This window comes from Vibrio anguillarum, assembly GCF_003390515.1.
Classification (GTDB): domain Bacteria; phylum Pseudomonadota; class Gammaproteobacteria; order Enterobacterales; family Vibrionaceae; genus Vibrio; species Vibrio anguillarum.
Genome location: NZ_CP031479.1, coordinates 723,520 through 738,300, shown reverse-complemented (window position 1 = coordinate 738,300; position 14,781 = coordinate 723,520). Strand labels below are relative to the sequence as shown.

Sequence of the window (14,781 nt, the reverse complement as noted above, 5' to 3'; positions counted from 1 at the left end):
TAGTTTAATCATGGAATTCATCCATCACCAAGGATATTGCTCAACTTTTTATATAAATTTTATATTTATTTTTAAACGAGCATCGATTTTTATTGCACAGATGGACAGTTATGTGTAAAAAAGTGCAAAGTTTCGAGTGAATTACCACCAATTTAAGTTAAACTCCTTAAAAGTAACCTTCTTACATATTAAGGCAGGGAATAGGACCAATGAAAAAACTGCTTCCACTATTCATCAGCGCAGCATTAGGCAGCCTGAGTTCTTCAGTATGGGCGGATACTCTTACTGAAATCTATAATCAAGCCAAAGAAAATGATCCTCAGCTACTGAGCTCTGCAGCTCAACGTGATGCTGCATTTGAAGCGGTAACATCTAGCCGTGGTGATCTGTTACCACAAATCAACCTGACTGCTGGTTACAATATCAACCGCAGCGATATTGATGCACGCGAAAGTGATAAGCTCACAGCAGGCATCAGTTTCTCTCAGCAGCTTTATCAACGTTCAAGTTGGGTTTCTTTAGACACGGCAGAAAAGAATGCACGCAAAGCGGATTCTGCCTATGCGGCCACCCAGCAAGGTCTGATTTTACGCGTTGCACAAGCCTATTTTGAAGTGCTTCGCGCCAAAGATAACTTGGCATTTGTCCGTGCAGAAAAAGCGGCAGTGGCTCGTCAATTAGAGCAAACGAAACAACGTTTTGAAGTCGGCCTTTCTGCAATTACTGACGTGCATGACGCACAAGCGCAATACGACGGCGTGCTTGCTGATGAAGTTTTGGCAAAAAATAGCCTCACCAATAGTTATGAAACCTTGCGTGAAATTACCGGCCAAGAACATTCTGATTTAAGTGTGTTGGATACTAATCGTTTTTCAGCCAGCAAAACAACGCAGCCGATTGATGCTCTGCTTGAAGAAGCCCAACAGAAAAATCTCTCTTTGCTGACCGCTCGTATTGCTCAAGATGTCGCGAAAGATAATATTTCATTAGCAAGTTCAGGGCACTTACCCTCACTGACTCTTGATGGCGGCTACAAGTACGGCGATGAAAGTAATAATAACAGCGGCTCTAAAGGGGATTATAACGATTTTAATGTCGGTATTAACCTTGCGGTGCCATTGTACACTGGTGGAAAAACCACTTCGCAAACCAAACAAGCTGAATTTGCGTACGTTGCTGCAAGCCAAGATTTAGAAAAAACGTATCGCAGCGTTGTGAAAGATGTACGCGCATTTAACAACAACATCAATGCCTCTATTGGCGCTTTACGTGCTTATGAGCAGTCAGTTATTTCAGCGAAATCAGCACTGGAAGCGACCGAAGCAGGGTTTGATGTCGGTACGCGGACTATTGTTGATGTGCTTGATTCAACGCGCCGTCTCTACGATGCGAATAAAAATCTCTCTAACGCACGTTATGACTATGTGCTGAGCGTACTGCAATTGCGTCAAGCAGTAGGCACCTTGAGCGAGCAAGATATTTTAGATATCAACGCTGGCTTAAAAGCAGACAGCTAAAAAGTAAAAGCCGCTGACAATTCAGCGGCTTTTTTGTAGTGGTTGGCTCATTTTATACAAATGCCAAAGGACGCGACGCGATGTTAGCCTCTGCCGCCTTTAATTGCTTCAATAATTTCTGTGGTTGAGCAACCATCTTCAAAGTTCAACACTTTGACTTCTCCACCCGCAGCAATCACTTCTTCACCACCGGCGATATCTTCAGGTTTATAGTCACCACCTTTCACCAGTAAGTTAGGTAGTACAGCCGCAATCAAACGCTGTGGCGTATCTTCAGAAAAAGGAACCACCCAATCGACAGCGCCCAATGCAGCCAGCACCGCCATACGGCGATCCGTTGTATTGACTGGGCGACCTGGGCCTTTTAAACGCTTAACCGACTCATCCGTGTTAACGGCAACAATCAGGCGATCGCCCAATTTGGCTGCGTGGTTAAGATAAGAAACATGTCCTGCATGCAAAATATCAAAGCAACCATTGGTCATCACCACCTTTTCGCCCTGAGCTTGAGCTACTTTTACCGCATCAATTAAGGCTTGTTCACTGATGACACCATAATCAGTATCTTTGCTACCGTGAACCGCTTCCGCTAGTTCAATGGTTGAAACGGTTGACGTGCCCAGTTTACCAACCACAACACCCGCCGCCGCATTGGCCAATGCGCACGCTTCATCAAGTGGTTTACCTGCCGCAACTGATGCTGCAAGCACTGAAATCACCGTATCTCCCGCGCCCGTTACGTCATACACTTCTTTGGCTAATGTTGGTAAATGGAATGGCTTCTGATTGCGTTGTAACAGTGTCATGCCATGTTCGCTGCGAGTCACCAACAGTGCGCCAAGATCAAACTGTTCAATCAAGGCAAAGCCTTTTTCTACTAGCTCTTGCTCTGTTTTTACTTTGCCTACGACCTGTTCAAATTCAGACATGTTAGGTGTGAGCAATGTTGCGCCACGATAACGTTCGAAATCGGCTCCTTTAGGATCGATAAAAACGGGAACGTTGGCTGCACGTGCTTTTTGGATCAATTGCTGCACATGCTCTAATGCGCCTTTGGCGTAATCGGACAAGATCACCGCTTTTACTTTCGGTAACGCCAGCTCCATGCGAGATAAAATCAGTTCTGGATCGGTGTTCTCAAACTTATCTTCGAAATCCAAACGGATCAGTTGCTGGCCTCGGCTTAGCACGCGTAATTTTGTAATGGTTGGATAATTTGGCAGAGCAACAAAATCACAACTCACTTTCAACGCTGTTAACGTTTCAGTCAGAACGTTAGCTGGCTCATCCACGCCAGTTAAACCAACAATATGCGCATGACCGCCCAGCGAAGCAATGTTCATTGCAACGTTTGCCGCGCCGCCTGGACGTTCTTCGCTATTCTCTACTTTTACTACAGGAACGGGGGCTTCTGGTGAGATGCGACCGGTTGGACCATACCAGTAGCGATCAAGCATCACATCGCCAATAATCAATACACCTGCATCATTGTAGTCAGGTAGGATTGGTTTCATTGTGGATCTCCAATTTTTGTTATTGCGCTGAGTGTAACACAGCTCATTGAGTCTCTAAAACACTCAACCTAGCCACTGCTGCCAAGCGTTTGTGACTCGTTTTCGCAGGTCAACAAACTTACTTTCGTCAACATCCGCATCCAAGTTAAGCAAGTTTCGATGATGGATCTGATTGCGCATCGAAGTATAGGCATCGGTGAGAGCCTGCGCTTGTTCTTTGTCCATCACACCTTGGTTCAGTAGTGACTCAAAAATGCGTACGTTGTCTGACCAAAACGTCAATTTTGGCTTTTCATGGCTAAAACGCAGCACTAGATATTGAGCTAAAAACTCAATATCAGTGATGCCACCAGCATCTTGTTTAAGCATAAAACGGCCACTTTTCTTTCCCCCCAAATGATCGCGCATTTTTATCCGCATCGCGACTACATCATGCTTGAGCTTGGTTTCATCTCTTGCCAATGACAAAATCTCATGGCGGGTGCGATGGAAAGCCTGTTGCAGTGGCTCATCACCATAAATCATTCGAGCTCGAACTAAGGCTTGGTGTTCCCACGTCCACGCTTCATTGCGCTGGTATTCATCAAACGCTTCAGCGGGGCTAACTAACAAACCGGACGCTCCAGACGGGCGCAAACGAGTATCAACTTCATACAAAATACCAGAAGCGGTACGAGTAGCAAAAATGTGGATCACGCGCTGGGCTAAGCGCAAATAAAACTGACGGCCATCAATCTCTTTTGCGCCATCGGTGTAACAATCCACTGGGCAGTCATGGAGAAACACGATATCAAGATCGGAATTGTAGCCCAACTCCCAGCCCCCCACTTTGCCATAACCAACAACTGCAAACCCTTTACCATCCCTCTCTTTTAAATGAGTGGGTTGGCCGTATTTTGCACTGACTTGCTGCCAAGCTTGGTTGATCACAGCTTCAACGATGGCTTCAGCAAGGTAGGTTAAGTGATCGCTCACTTTCATCACAGGCAAAGCACCGGCAATATCAGCAGCAGCAATACGCAAAATGCAGATCTGCTTAAATTGGCGTAATCCTTCCATTTGCTGCTCCATATCCTCTTCGGGAATACGAGCAAGAAAATCACGCAGTTCAGTTTTATAAGCGGACAACTCCATTGGATTATAGAGATGCTGCGGGTCGATAAGTTCATCGAGTAAAATAGGGTAACGACTAAGCTGTTCCGAAATCATCGGGCTTGCGGTGCATAAACGCACCAGTTGCGTCAATGCCGCAGGGTGTTCATCTAGCAGCTCAAGGTAAGTGGTTCGAGTCACAATTTTGTACATCAAATGCAGCACACGAGGTAAGCCAAACTGCGCATCTGGGTGAATGAAAATCGCTTGGAACAGTTTTGGCATCAACCGGTTTAATACATCTCGTCCGCGTGGGCCCAGCGTTTTTTTCGCCAAATCCTCTTTAAATTGGATCAATACATGCGCCATGCCGACAGGATCATCACAGGTAAGCTCTTGTTGAAAAATCGTTTCAAGCACATCTGGCTTGTGCGCCATATCCCACAGCTCGTGAAAATGTTTAGCAACGCAGTGGTCATCTTCTTCTTCATCATCGCCAATCAGAGTTGCAAATACTTGATGTACTTTGGTCATGTGTTGATGCGTTTCGTGAAGCAGCGTTACCCAGTCAGTGCATTGCATTGCAACGGCTAAGCGAAGTTGATCCAGTTCATTGTCTGGCAAGGTTTGCGTCTGCTTGTCGGCCATCGCTTGCAATAGGTTTTCAAGGCGACGTAAAAACAGATAAGCTTGTCGTAAATCGGCCACTTCTTGCGGTTTGAGCAGGGCAAGTTCTTCTATTGCAACCAGTGTTTCTAATAGTCCACGCTGACGTAAACTGGGTTCTCGTCCACCACGAATTAACTGAAATACTTGTGCGATGAATTCAATTTCGCGGATCCCGCCTGCGCCTAATTTGATGTTGTTATGCAGCCCTCGACGTCTCACTTCGCTGCTGATCATCGATTTCATACGGCGCAGAGATTGAATGGCGCTAAAATCGATGTAGCGGCGGAACACAAATGGTCGCAGCATTTGACGCAACTCTTGGTACTGCGGATACATTTCCCGCCCCATTACTCGAGCTTTGATCATCGCATAACGCTCCCAATCACGCCCTTGCTCTTGGTAATAATCTTCGAGCGCCGCATAGCTCATCACCAGTGGGCCACTTTCACCAAAAGGACGCAAACGCATATCAACTCGGTAGCAAAAACCGTCAAAGGTATGTTGATCCAACGCTTTAATGATTCGCTGGCCTAAACGGGTAAAAAATTGCGCATTCGCGATGCTGCGGCGAGCGCCTTGTGTTTCACCGTTTTCAGGATAAGTAAAAATGAGGTCGATATCCGACGAGAAGTTCAACTCACCGCCACCTAATTTGCCCATACCGATGATCAGCATAGGTTGTGCTTCACCTTGGTCGTTAGTTGGCGTTCCCCACTCGAAGCAGCAAACAGCGTACTGCCACTGGTAAGTCTCAAAAATGAGTGCTTCCGCCAGTGCTGAAAGATGTGCAAGGCTCTCTTCTAACGTCCAACTGGCGGTAAAATCTCGCCAAGCGATGTACACCATTTCCCGGTTACGAAACTGACGCAAAATACGATGCCCTGACATTTCATCTTTGCACTCTTCTAGCTGTATAGCGAGATCGTCTCGGTAATGCTCTAGCCTTGACTCTCCCGCCAACATTTCCGGTAATTGCATACACAACCATTCATCTCGCAATAATGCTTCATTGATAAACTGGCTCATCCCGACCACATACAACAGCTGTTTTTTCAATGGCTCGGACCACTGTGCAATGCTCGGTTGTTGCTCTAGCAAATGTTGATAGGTGGTGTGCGCAAAAGCGTGAAGTGATGAAGGCAGTAACATGAGACATCCTTGTGAATTGAGACCAATGCAGTCGCTAGAAGGCTATTTATAGCAAACTTATATCAATAAAAAACGCCCAACAACAAGAATTGTGGGCGTTGATTGAAGGATCGAATTTCTACAGAGTTAGACTTTGAACATCGTGATTTTCCGATCTAACTCTTCAGCGTTGCTTTGCATGATCTCTGATGTTTCAAGCAACTCACCAACTACTGTTACTGAGGCTTCAACGAGCTCCCTCACATTGGTTAGATTTTGGTCCATTTCCTGAGCCACGCTAGTTTGCTGCCCAGCGGCCGTTGCGATTTGGATATTCATGTCATTGATCCGTTGCACTTGATTCACAATACCATCTAATTCAGTGCCCGCATTCGTAACCAGCTCAACTCCTTCAGCCGCTTCAACTACACTTTTTTCCATTAAATCAACGGCTGAATTGGCACTATTTTGTAATTGAGAAATCATCTCTTGGATCTCAATCGTCGCTTTTTGGGTGCGCTGCGCTAAGTTACGCACTTCATCGGCCACCACCGCAAAACCACGCCCAGCTTCACCAGCCCGAGCCGCTTCAATGGCAGCATTGAGCGCGAGTAGGTTGGTTTGCTCGGAAATACTTTGGATGGTTCCAACAACACTGCCAATCGCAACCACTCGTTCTTCAACTTGGTTGACGGCTTGCGCTGATGCCGCGATATCCTTCGATAGCTCACTCATCTTAGTGATGGTGCCTTTGACAAAACGCTGACCAGTTTCTGCTTGACCTGACGCTTGCTCGGTTAGTGCTGATGCATTTTGTGCATGCTCTGCGACCGTTTGCACCGTGGATGTCATTTCACTCATGGCGGTGGCCAATTGGTCAATTTCGTTAAACTCTTCTTGAGCCGAATCTTTGGTTTCTGACATGCTGATGGTCATGACTTCAGTTAGTGACGAAAGCTCTTGTGAGGCATCCACTTGCATCTTAATGACGTCTTGCAACTGACGGCGGGTTTTCTCAAGCTCTCGCGCAACGTCGCCGTACTCATCTTTACATTCCATATTAATCGGTGTGGAAAGATCACGACTTGCCATCAACTTAATTGAATCACTTAAATATTGTGTTTGGCGTAGCATGACTTTGGCTGCGGCGAGTAAAAGCACAACAAAAACGATGATCATGAATGCCGTTTGCCATACTACTTGAGTCAAATAAGCATCATAGTGTTGCTGAGCGATTTCGGTATTCTGAGTTGCTGCAAGCAGTGATTCGTAAAAAGTACGAGCATCCCAAAGCTGCTTTGCGATGATCAATACTGTACTAAACACCATCAGCATAACCATTTTAGGAACGAGACGAATATCGGTAATCAAACGTTCCCATGGCTTAAATGCCATTGTTGCCATTGTCAGTTCTCCACTATGTCTTATATGTTGAAATTTCGGTAAGTAAGCAAACTCAAAAACTAAAAAAGCTATTTATTTTGAGCTTCGTATGAAAAAAGATGATATCAAAGATGAGACAAATCCAATGTGTTTATTGTTGCTGATCCACTCACTCATGGCATTATTTGTGATCTCAGGCTTGTTGTTCATCCCTGTCAATCATGATACCTGTTAGGTTTCTATCGACCCTGACTTTTTGAACTGTAGTCGTTTCGTTGTGCAACCTGTTGGAGATTTGATCTCATCCACAAATCAATTGCAATTAATGAAACTAAATGAGCAGAGATATAAAAAAGAGACACCGCAGTATCTCTTTTTCATTTTGACTATGAGCCATGTGGATTAGCGACTTTTACGCCAATAAGGCTCGACTTCAATGCCAATTTGTCGCGTCTGCTCCATCGCATGAACAATGGAGTTTTGTTGACGAATCAGCCATCGCTTGAGTTGTTCTTGTTCGTCTTCTTGCAACTTGTCGATCAAATTCTCTAGCGGCTTGAGCATTAATAAATCATCTATTCCTTGCAGTAAATCAGCCCAAGGGAGACGGAAGTTTTTTCGTTCTTCAATATCATAAAGGCTCGCAAAACCAATGCCAGTGTAGAGATTACGCATTAAACGATACTGCTGATCAATATACTCTTGAGGGCTTAGCTCAACTTTAGGAGGAAAAGCTTCCATTAACTCGGCCCATGTGCGATCCAACTGCTTCACCGAAAACGAACCGACGTTACGCGCCATTTTTTCTCTGGCTTTATCGTCCAAGAAGGGTTGCCATCCACGGCTCAAAATCCAACGACTGAGATCAAGCAGTAACCCAGTATACCGCGCCGAACTGAGCAGCTTTAAGTTTTCTTCCCGATTAGGTAGTGCTTCTTGCTGCTCTTTTAACTCGGCGATGATAAATTTACGAGCGTCCAGTTTGCGCAGTGCGTGGCCTTTATCTTCAAGCAGATTGGTTAGGTAGTCATGAGTTTTTAACCACGATAACTCTTGCTCCAACCATTTTAATTCCTGACGTAAAATAGCGCTGGCGCGACGTGGCACAATGCCGCCATAAATGCTCAAGATCTGGCGTAAAAAACTGGTGGCGTGGCTTATCTCATGTAACGCTGGAATTGAATCGCGCTCGGTGTAGATCTGTTCATGGTGATGCCAATGGGATAATGCATGCTCTAGCGAGTGAATAAAACACTCTTCCACGCTGTCAGTACTGACTGTATTGACCAAGGTTAAGGCGTGAACTTCATCACCTTGATAACCAGACGCAAGACGATAGCCTCGCGCCGCTTTACTCAAGTTACCCAGACGCATACCACCGTGCTCACAAAACTGGCGAGCTAACGTAAACAAAGCATCCGTTTGCCCCGATTTCAACTCCAGCTCCACTTCGCAGATAGGTTCTTGTTTTTCACCTGCAACGACAAAGCCTTGATCGAAAGCCACTTCAACTTGGCTGCCATCGGCCATGCCAATCAACCACTGCTCGCGTGTGAAGTTGGTCGAAAATAGAGGCATAAGTTCAGATTGTAAGGTCGTAATATCTTTACCTTGTGGCCAGATATCTTCCGGATGAAGCGTCAAGTTCGGTTCATTGCTGTTGTGCTCAGCATTGTATTCTGGTCTTTGGTGCAACCCTGCAACGACTCGACCCGCCGTTTTAACAGTTTGAACATACACATCATCAAAGCGACGAATACGAAGCCCTGTGTCGTGTTGACGCAACCAGTTGTCAGGTGTATCGAAGTAAGTGTTCCCTAACGCTCGACAACTGTGCTGAAGTACTTTGATTTCAGAGATCTTGTAACGCAAAATTTCCGAAAATTCTGGTGAAACAAAAAACTTCAGTTCTATCTCGGTTTCCATAACTAACCCTTTCAAAGCAGATAGCGAAAGAATATGGCCTAATGCACAGTGGGGCAAGTAACAAATATCACCGGAATGATGATCTAAAACAGTTTTAATGAGAGATTTAATGGGTTAACATGCGCGCCTTTATAGCCATCGCTCAACATTTCGCCATGAATGGTGTATGTTATTTTAAGGTTATATTTTTTAGGTTGAACGACCATGCCAGTAAATACAATTATGGGGTTATTTGCAAAGTCCCCTATAAAGCCTTTGCAGCGCCACGTTGTGTGTGTGAATGAATGTTGCTCTCACTTAGTCAATTTCTTTGAAGTTTGTTCAAAGGGTGACTGGGAGAAAGCAGGTGAAATTCGAGCCCAAATTTCTCATTTAGAGAAAGAAGCGGACGTACTCAAGCGTGAAATTCGTCTTAAACTACCACGCGGTTTATTTATGCCTGTCGATCGTACTGACATGCTAGAGCTGTTAACTCAGCAAGATAAACTGGCCAACCTTGCAAAAGATATTGCAGGCCGTGTCTACGGTCGTCAATTGATCATCCCAGAGCCTCTTCAAGAAAACTTCATTGCCTACGTAAAACGCTGCCTTGATGCAGCAAATCAAGCGCAAAAAGTGATCAATGAGCTCGATGAGTTATTGGAAACAGGATTTAAAGGTCGTGAAGTCACACTTGTGGCGGAAATGATCAATCAACTGGATGTGATTGAAGATGACACCGATGCGATGCAGGTCCGACTCCGCCAACAATTAATGGCTATTGAGTCGAAAATGAATCCGATCGATGTAATGTTCTTGTACAAAATTCTAGAATGGGTGGGCGGCATTGCCGATCAAGCTCAGCGCGTTGGCGCTCGTCTTGAACTAATGCTTTCTCGCTCTTAAATCAGTAAGTTAACCAAATAACGAAGAGCAAAACTTGATCCATCAGCTTAGGCGTTGATTATTTTCTCCGCTGATGGTTTTGACTCGCTTCGAGAAAATGAGTCCAGTTATGCTCCGCTTGTTATCAAAAGACTAGGTATTACGATGGATATCCTTGCGAACTACGGCACTGTCCTGATTCTTGTTGCAGCCGCTTTTGGCTTCATGATGGCGATTGGTATTGGTGCAAATGATGTTGCTAATGCAATGGGAACTTCAGTAGGCTCAAAAGCGCTAACCGTAAAACAAGCTATTATCATTGCGATGATTTTTGAATTCGCTGGTGCATATTTAGCGGGTGGTGAAGTAACCGAAACCATTCGTAACAGCGTCATCGAACCCGCACTTTTCGCTCACCAACCCGACGTTCTTGTTTATGGCATGATGTCTGCGCTTCTCGCCGCCGGAACATGGCTATTGCTGGCTTCATACATGGGTTGGCCTGTATCAACGACTCACTCTATCATCGGCGCCATTATCGGATTTGCCTGCATATCTGTCGGCCCAGAAGCGGTTGATTGGGCCTCAGTAAAAGGCATCGTAGGCAGTTGGATTGTCACCCCAGTCATTTCTGGTTTGTTCGCCTACTTAATCTTCGTCAGTGCTCAACGATTGATTTTCGATACTGAAAATCCACTGATGAATGCCAAACGCTTTGTTCCTATTTATATGTTCATCACCACTATGGTGATCGCACTGGTTACCATCAAAAAAGGCCTTAAACATATAGGCTTACACTTGAGTACCGGTGAAGCATGGTTATGTTCTGCGGCGTTATCAGGCCTTGTTATGGTCGGTGGTTACTACTACATCAAGAGAAAATTTGCCAACCGCGAAGAAGACCATGGGTTTTCCGGTGTTGAGAGCATCTTTAGCGTATTGATGGTGATCACTGCGTGTGCAATGGCTTTTGCGCATGGTTCAAATGATGTAGCTAACGCGATTGGTCCTCTGTCTGCGGTGGTTTCAACTGTTGAAAGCTTGGGTGCTGTTAGTGCTAAAAGCTCAATTGCTTGGTGGATTTTGCCACTGGGTGGTTTTGGTATTGTGGTTGGCCTAGCTACCCTTGGTCACAAAGTGATGGCGACGGTCGGTACGGGTATCACTGAACTGACGCCAAGCCGTGGCTTTGCCGCTCAATTGGCAACAGCGTCAACGGTCGTATTGGCATCAGGTACTGGCCTTCCAATCTCAACCACACAAACACTTGTTGGTGCGGTATTAGGGGTTGGTTTTGCTCGTGGAATTGCGGCATTGAATCTAGGTGTGGTGCGTAATATCGTTGCTTCATGGATTGTCACCTTGCCAGCAGGCGCTTTACTTGCGGTCATTTTCTTCTATGCCCTGCAAGCAATATTTGGCTAATACAATAAGTCAATAGATTGTAAGTGCAATGTCATTAATTGACTCAAACGCACAGAAAGGGAGGCTTAGCCTCCCTTCTTTGTTGCACCAATCAACGAAACTTCTTAATATTTGTCGAAAGCATTTTAATACCTCATTTGATAGCTAAAGGACTTATCGTGAAAAAACTGATCTGCATGGTTTTACTGACCATGTTGGCTGCGCCAACGTTTGCGCAAGACCGCTATATTGCGGACAAACTCTTTACTTATATTCATTCAGGTCCAAGTAACCAATTTCGCATTCTCGGTAGCATCGATGCAGGAGACAAAGTAAAGCTGCTTGATGTTAATAACGATACTGGTTATAGCCAGATTGCCGATGAGAAAGGCCGCACGGGTTGGGTTGAAAGCCGTTTTGTCACTCGCCAAGAAAGCATGGCGATGCGTTTGCCGAAATTGGAGAGTGAGCTGGCCGAAGTGAAAAGTAAATTGGCCAATGCAAAGCAAAATGCAGACAGTGAAAAAGCCGGATTGGCCAATTCATTAGAGGCTCGCAATCAGCAAATTTCAGAGTTAGAACAAAACTACAGTGATATCAGTAAGCAGCTCACTGATTCACAAACTGAAATTCGCGAACTGCGCGCTAAGCTGGATACTCAGAAAGAGGATCTACTGCTTAAATACTTTACTTATGGGGGCGGCGTAGCGGGTATTGGTCTGTTACTTGGACTAATTTTGCCACACATTATCCCACGCCGTAAGAAACACCCTTCTGGTTGGGCATAATCTCCCTAACTGACTGGATCTATCACTTGAAAAACGGTCACCAGAGAAAGGTGGCCGTTTTTTTATCCTTTCCAATCATAAAGAGCTGGGATTTCAATCAATTCACCATCGAAACGTATCAAGGTTGATTGCGGATTGATCTCGACTAATTGCACGCCATTCACCACATCATCGCCTACCTTTCGCTCTACGCCATTAATTTTTACCCATCGTTTATCTGTGCGACTTGAATAAACGTGAGTCTGGAAATTCAGCGCTGGGATACGACCTGAAAAGGTATCAAGATGTTCTGTGAGCAGAAGATGATCTTTTGATGTGTCTCCTATAAGTACGACTTGACCTTTGCCTTGAATCGCCAACTCAACTCGTTGTACCAATTCCGGGGATAATTGACTTAAGTCGAGATCATTAAGGCCAAACTCCTGATCTGCGTTTTTATCTCGCGGCTCACGAGTCGTCAACTGAGTACCATGTAAAGGAGTAAATGGCGGCGTAGAGCTTGTCTCGGTAAGTGTTTTCACTCGTGGTGTATTAGTTTGTAACTCACCAAAGTCAGGGTATTCCAGAACTTGGTAAGCCCCCTCTTGTTGCACAACTTGTGGCGCATTGTACTTCAATTGTTCTAGCTCATCGATTTGAGCTTGGTATGAATGATAAACAAGATAACCGCAACAAAGCAGCGATGGAGCAAACAACGCGGTAAGTGATGATTTCGAGCACCATGAAGATGGCAAGGATTGATTAAACACTGCTACATGAGAAGAGTGAGGCAAGCTTTTGCTCTGGTGGCTCAGCTCTGATTGCTCTAATGCTTTAAGCACTTGCGACATTATCCTTGCTCCTTAGTAATAAGAAGACGAGGTGCGTTGTGTTGAGTCAATAGCTCAAGCCGACTTATAGTGCGAGCCCCAGCAATACCATCGCTGTCCATTTTCTGCCAGCGCTGGAAAAACGCTACTTTGCGCTTTACCTCACCATCAAATTGTTGATGCCCTGTGGCTTGCTCTCCAAGTAACTGAGACAATTTTTGGTCAAGCAGTTCAACATCATCTCCTTGCATGCCCTGTTTCAACGTTCGAAGTAAATCGTGCTGCCAAATGTAGTGATATTCTCCTGTCCATACGTCATTGAGCTGACTTTGGTTAATTTGCACATGCTTTCCTGCCATTAACAATTGCACCTGCTCAGCATTGATCTGGTACAGCACCGCATAAGCTTGTGTTTGCTCCGCAGCTAAAGTGAGCACCACTGGCAAATTTAACTGCTTTAATTGGTTGAAATCACCCTGCATACGCTGACATTGAAAGCGTCCTTGTGCTTGAGCATCACAAAAACTATCGGCCAAAGATGCGCTGTAACCCCACACTTTATAAAGATCGCTAATGGCCGCTTCCAATGCCTTCGAGCGTTCTAGATCTTGTTCCAATTGAGCACTGATCACCACTTGAGTGATCGGTTTAGGTAATTCAGGGGAAGGCAACGCAAAGCGCATCATGCGATCAATCCATGGCGGGCTAAACCACGCAATGAACACAGCTAACACTAAGCCCGCAATGAGAGGAGAGCGATACGATATTGAAGACGGTACGAGGCGAGCATGAGGCGACTGATAGACCGAAGACTGAAAATTCATGACCTCTTGACCCGCGGTACGCACTAATTCAAATGAGAGCGCTTTCACGCCCTGCTGATAGGCTAACTTGAAACTCGCATCGCACACTAAGTTAATTAAACGCGGAATACCGTGGGTCTGTTCTGCTATCCATTTGATACTTTTCTGATCAAACCAATCCTTGTGACCGCCGGCTAACGCTAAACGAAAGTGGATGTACTGCTCTGTCTCTTGAACATTGAGAGGCAGCAAGTGATAACGACCGGTAATACGTTGCGCAAGTTGGCGTAACTGAGGTAATTGCAATTTTTGTTGTAACTCGGGCTGACCAATCAGTAAAACCTTAAGTAACTTACGGCTCTCCGTTTCAAGGTTAGTCAGTAGTCGCAACTGTTCCAGTACATCGGCGGCCAGATGCTGCGCCTCATCTATCACTAATAGCGTCTGTTTCCCTTGCGCGTGGTTATGCAGTAAATGATGATAAATTACTTGGCTAAGCGCCTTTAAACTCCCTGAAGATGGGTAAGACAGCGCAAACTCATCACAAATCGCTTCAAGCAACTCGATGTTCGAAAAAGTTGGATTTAAAATAAACCCCGCCTGAGTACTATCATCGAGTGCCGCAAGCATCGCTCTTGCGATGGTTGTTTTGCCAGTCCCCACTTCGCCAGTTAATAGCGCAAAACCACCACCATCACCCAGCCCTGCTTGTAAATGTTGCATCGCTTCACGATGACGATGGCTCAAAAATAGGTAACGAGAGCTCGGTACAATTGAAAATGGCGGCTCGGTAAATCCAAAAAATTCCTTATACATTCTCTCGTCTCTATCATTTCACTGTGATGAAAAGTACCATTACTAACATCAATCGCCAATGGCGTTTC

10 protein-coding genes are annotated in these 14,781 nt (G+C 45.3%); 4 read left to right on the top strand and 6 right to left on the bottom strand.

What is annotated here, in order from left to right:
• The first annotated feature begins 209 nt into the window (after positions 1-209).
• Positions 210-1,517 carry an outer membrane channel protein TolC gene (gene tolC, locus DD616_RS07455; RefSeq protein WP_017046499.1) on the top strand — a complete coding sequence of 436 codons (1,308 nt, stop codon included), beginning with the start codon at positions 210-212 and terminating at the stop codon, positions 1,515-1,517.
• Between the two features lie 83 nt (positions 1,518-1,600).
• Here tolC and hldE read toward each other — a convergent pair whose 3' ends face one another.
• The 4 genes from hldE to DD616_RS07435 form a co-directional block, all read right to left on the bottom strand.
• Positions 1,601-3,031, bottom strand: coding sequence for a bifunctional D-glycero-beta-D-manno-heptose-7-phosphate kinase/D-glycero-beta-D-manno-heptose 1-phosphate adenylyltransferase HldE (gene hldE, locus DD616_RS07450; protein ID WP_017042672.1), 1,431 nt, complete (start codon positions 3,029-3,031; stop codon positions 1,601-1,603).
• A 63-nt stretch (positions 3,032-3,094) separates the two neighbouring features.
• Positions 3,095-5,941, bottom strand: a complete 2,847-nt coding sequence (gene glnE / locus DD616_RS07445) for a bifunctional [glutamate--ammonia ligase]-adenylyl-L-tyrosine phosphorylase/[glutamate--ammonia-ligase] adenylyltransferase (RefSeq protein ID WP_208872132.1) — start codon at positions 5,939-5,941, stop codon at positions 3,095-3,097.
• 126 nt (positions 5,942-6,067) lie between these two features.
• Positions 6,068-7,324, bottom strand: a complete 1,257-nt coding sequence (locus tag DD616_RS07440) for a methyl-accepting chemotaxis protein (RefSeq protein WP_013856051.1) — start codon at positions 7,322-7,324, stop codon at positions 6,068-6,070.
• Positions 7,325-7,705: 381 nt separating this feature from the next.
• The gene (locus DD616_RS07435; RefSeq protein ID WP_208872131.1) at positions 7,706-9,229 is read right to left on the bottom strand and encodes a CYTH and CHAD domain-containing protein; all 1,524 of its coding nucleotides are present in this window, start codon (positions 9,227-9,229) and stop codon (positions 7,706-7,708) included.
• 204 nt (positions 9,230-9,433) lie between these two features.
• On the opposite strand from DD616_RS07435, the gene DD616_RS07430 reads away from it, so the two are divergent.
• The 3 genes from DD616_RS07430 (at position 9,434) to DD616_RS07420 (ending at position 12,285) form a co-directional block, all read left to right on the top strand.
• Positions 9,434-10,114: a TIGR00153 family protein gene (locus DD616_RS07430; protein ID WP_013856047.1), complete on the top strand. Its 681-nt coding sequence runs from the start codon at positions 9,434-9,436 to the stop codon at positions 10,112-10,114.
• A 144-nt stretch (positions 10,115-10,258) separates the two neighbouring features.
• The gene (locus tag DD616_RS07425) at positions 10,259-11,518 is read left to right on the top strand and encodes an inorganic phosphate transporter (RefSeq protein ID WP_026027278.1); all 1,260 of its coding nucleotides are present in this window, start codon (positions 10,259-10,261) and stop codon (positions 11,516-11,518) included.
• 158 nt (positions 11,519-11,676) lie between these two features.
• Positions 11,677-12,285, top strand: coding sequence for a TIGR04211 family SH3 domain-containing protein (locus DD616_RS07420; protein ID WP_026029138.1), 609 nt, complete (start codon positions 11,677-11,679; stop codon positions 12,283-12,285).
• 62 nt (positions 12,286-12,347) lie between these two features.
• Here the strand turns inward: DD616_RS07420 and DD616_RS07415 are convergent, their stop codons facing one another.
• The gene (locus DD616_RS07415; RefSeq protein ID WP_208872130.1) at positions 12,348-13,115 is read right to left on the bottom strand and encodes a general secretion pathway protein GspB; all 768 of its coding nucleotides are present in this window, start codon (positions 13,113-13,115) and stop codon (positions 12,348-12,350) included.
• Positions 13,115-14,713 carry an ExeA family protein gene (locus tag DD616_RS07410; RefSeq protein ID WP_064625886.1) on the bottom strand — a complete coding sequence of 533 codons (1,599 nt, stop codon included), beginning with the start codon at positions 14,711-14,713 and terminating at the stop codon, positions 13,115-13,117. Before DD616_RS07410 ends, DD616_RS07415 begins: the two co-directional genes overlap by 1 nt.
• Positions 14,714-14,781: the final 68 nt, after the last annotated feature.

What these genes read in the sequence shown, in the direction of transcription:
- DD616_RS07415 (WP_208872130.1), bottom strand. Translation starts at nt 13,115, where the DNA reads ATGTCGCAAGTGCTTAAAGCATTAGAGCAATCAGAGCTGAGCCACCAG.
- DD616_RS07430 (WP_013856047.1), top strand. Translation starts at nt 9,434, where the DNA reads ATGCCAGTAAATACAATTATGGGGTTATTTGCAAAGTCCCCTATAAAG.
- hldE (WP_017042672.1), bottom strand. Translation starts at nt 3,031, where the DNA reads ATGAAACCAATCCTACCTGACTACAATGATGCAGGTGTATTGATTATT.
- DD616_RS07440 (WP_013856051.1), bottom strand. Translation starts at nt 7,324, where the DNA reads ATGGCAACAATGGCATTTAAGCCATGGGAACGTTTGATTACCGATATT.
- tolC (WP_017046499.1), top strand. Translation starts at nt 210, where the DNA reads ATGAAAAAACTGCTTCCACTATTCATCAGCGCAGCATTAGGCAGCCTG.
- DD616_RS07435 (WP_208872131.1), bottom strand. Translation starts at nt 9,229, where the DNA reads ATGGAAACCGAGATAGAACTGAAGTTTTTTGTTTCACCAGAATTTTCG.
- DD616_RS07425 (WP_026027278.1), top strand. Translation starts at nt 10,259, where the DNA reads ATGGATATCCTTGCGAACTACGGCACTGTCCTGATTCTTGTTGCAGCC.
- DD616_RS07410 (WP_064625886.1), bottom strand. Translation starts at nt 14,713, where the DNA reads ATGTATAAGGAATTTTTTGGATTTACCGAGCCGCCATTTTCAATTGTA.
- glnE (WP_208872132.1), bottom strand. Translation starts at nt 5,941, where the DNA reads ATGTTACTGCCTTCATCACTTCACGCTTTTGCGCACACCACCTATCAA.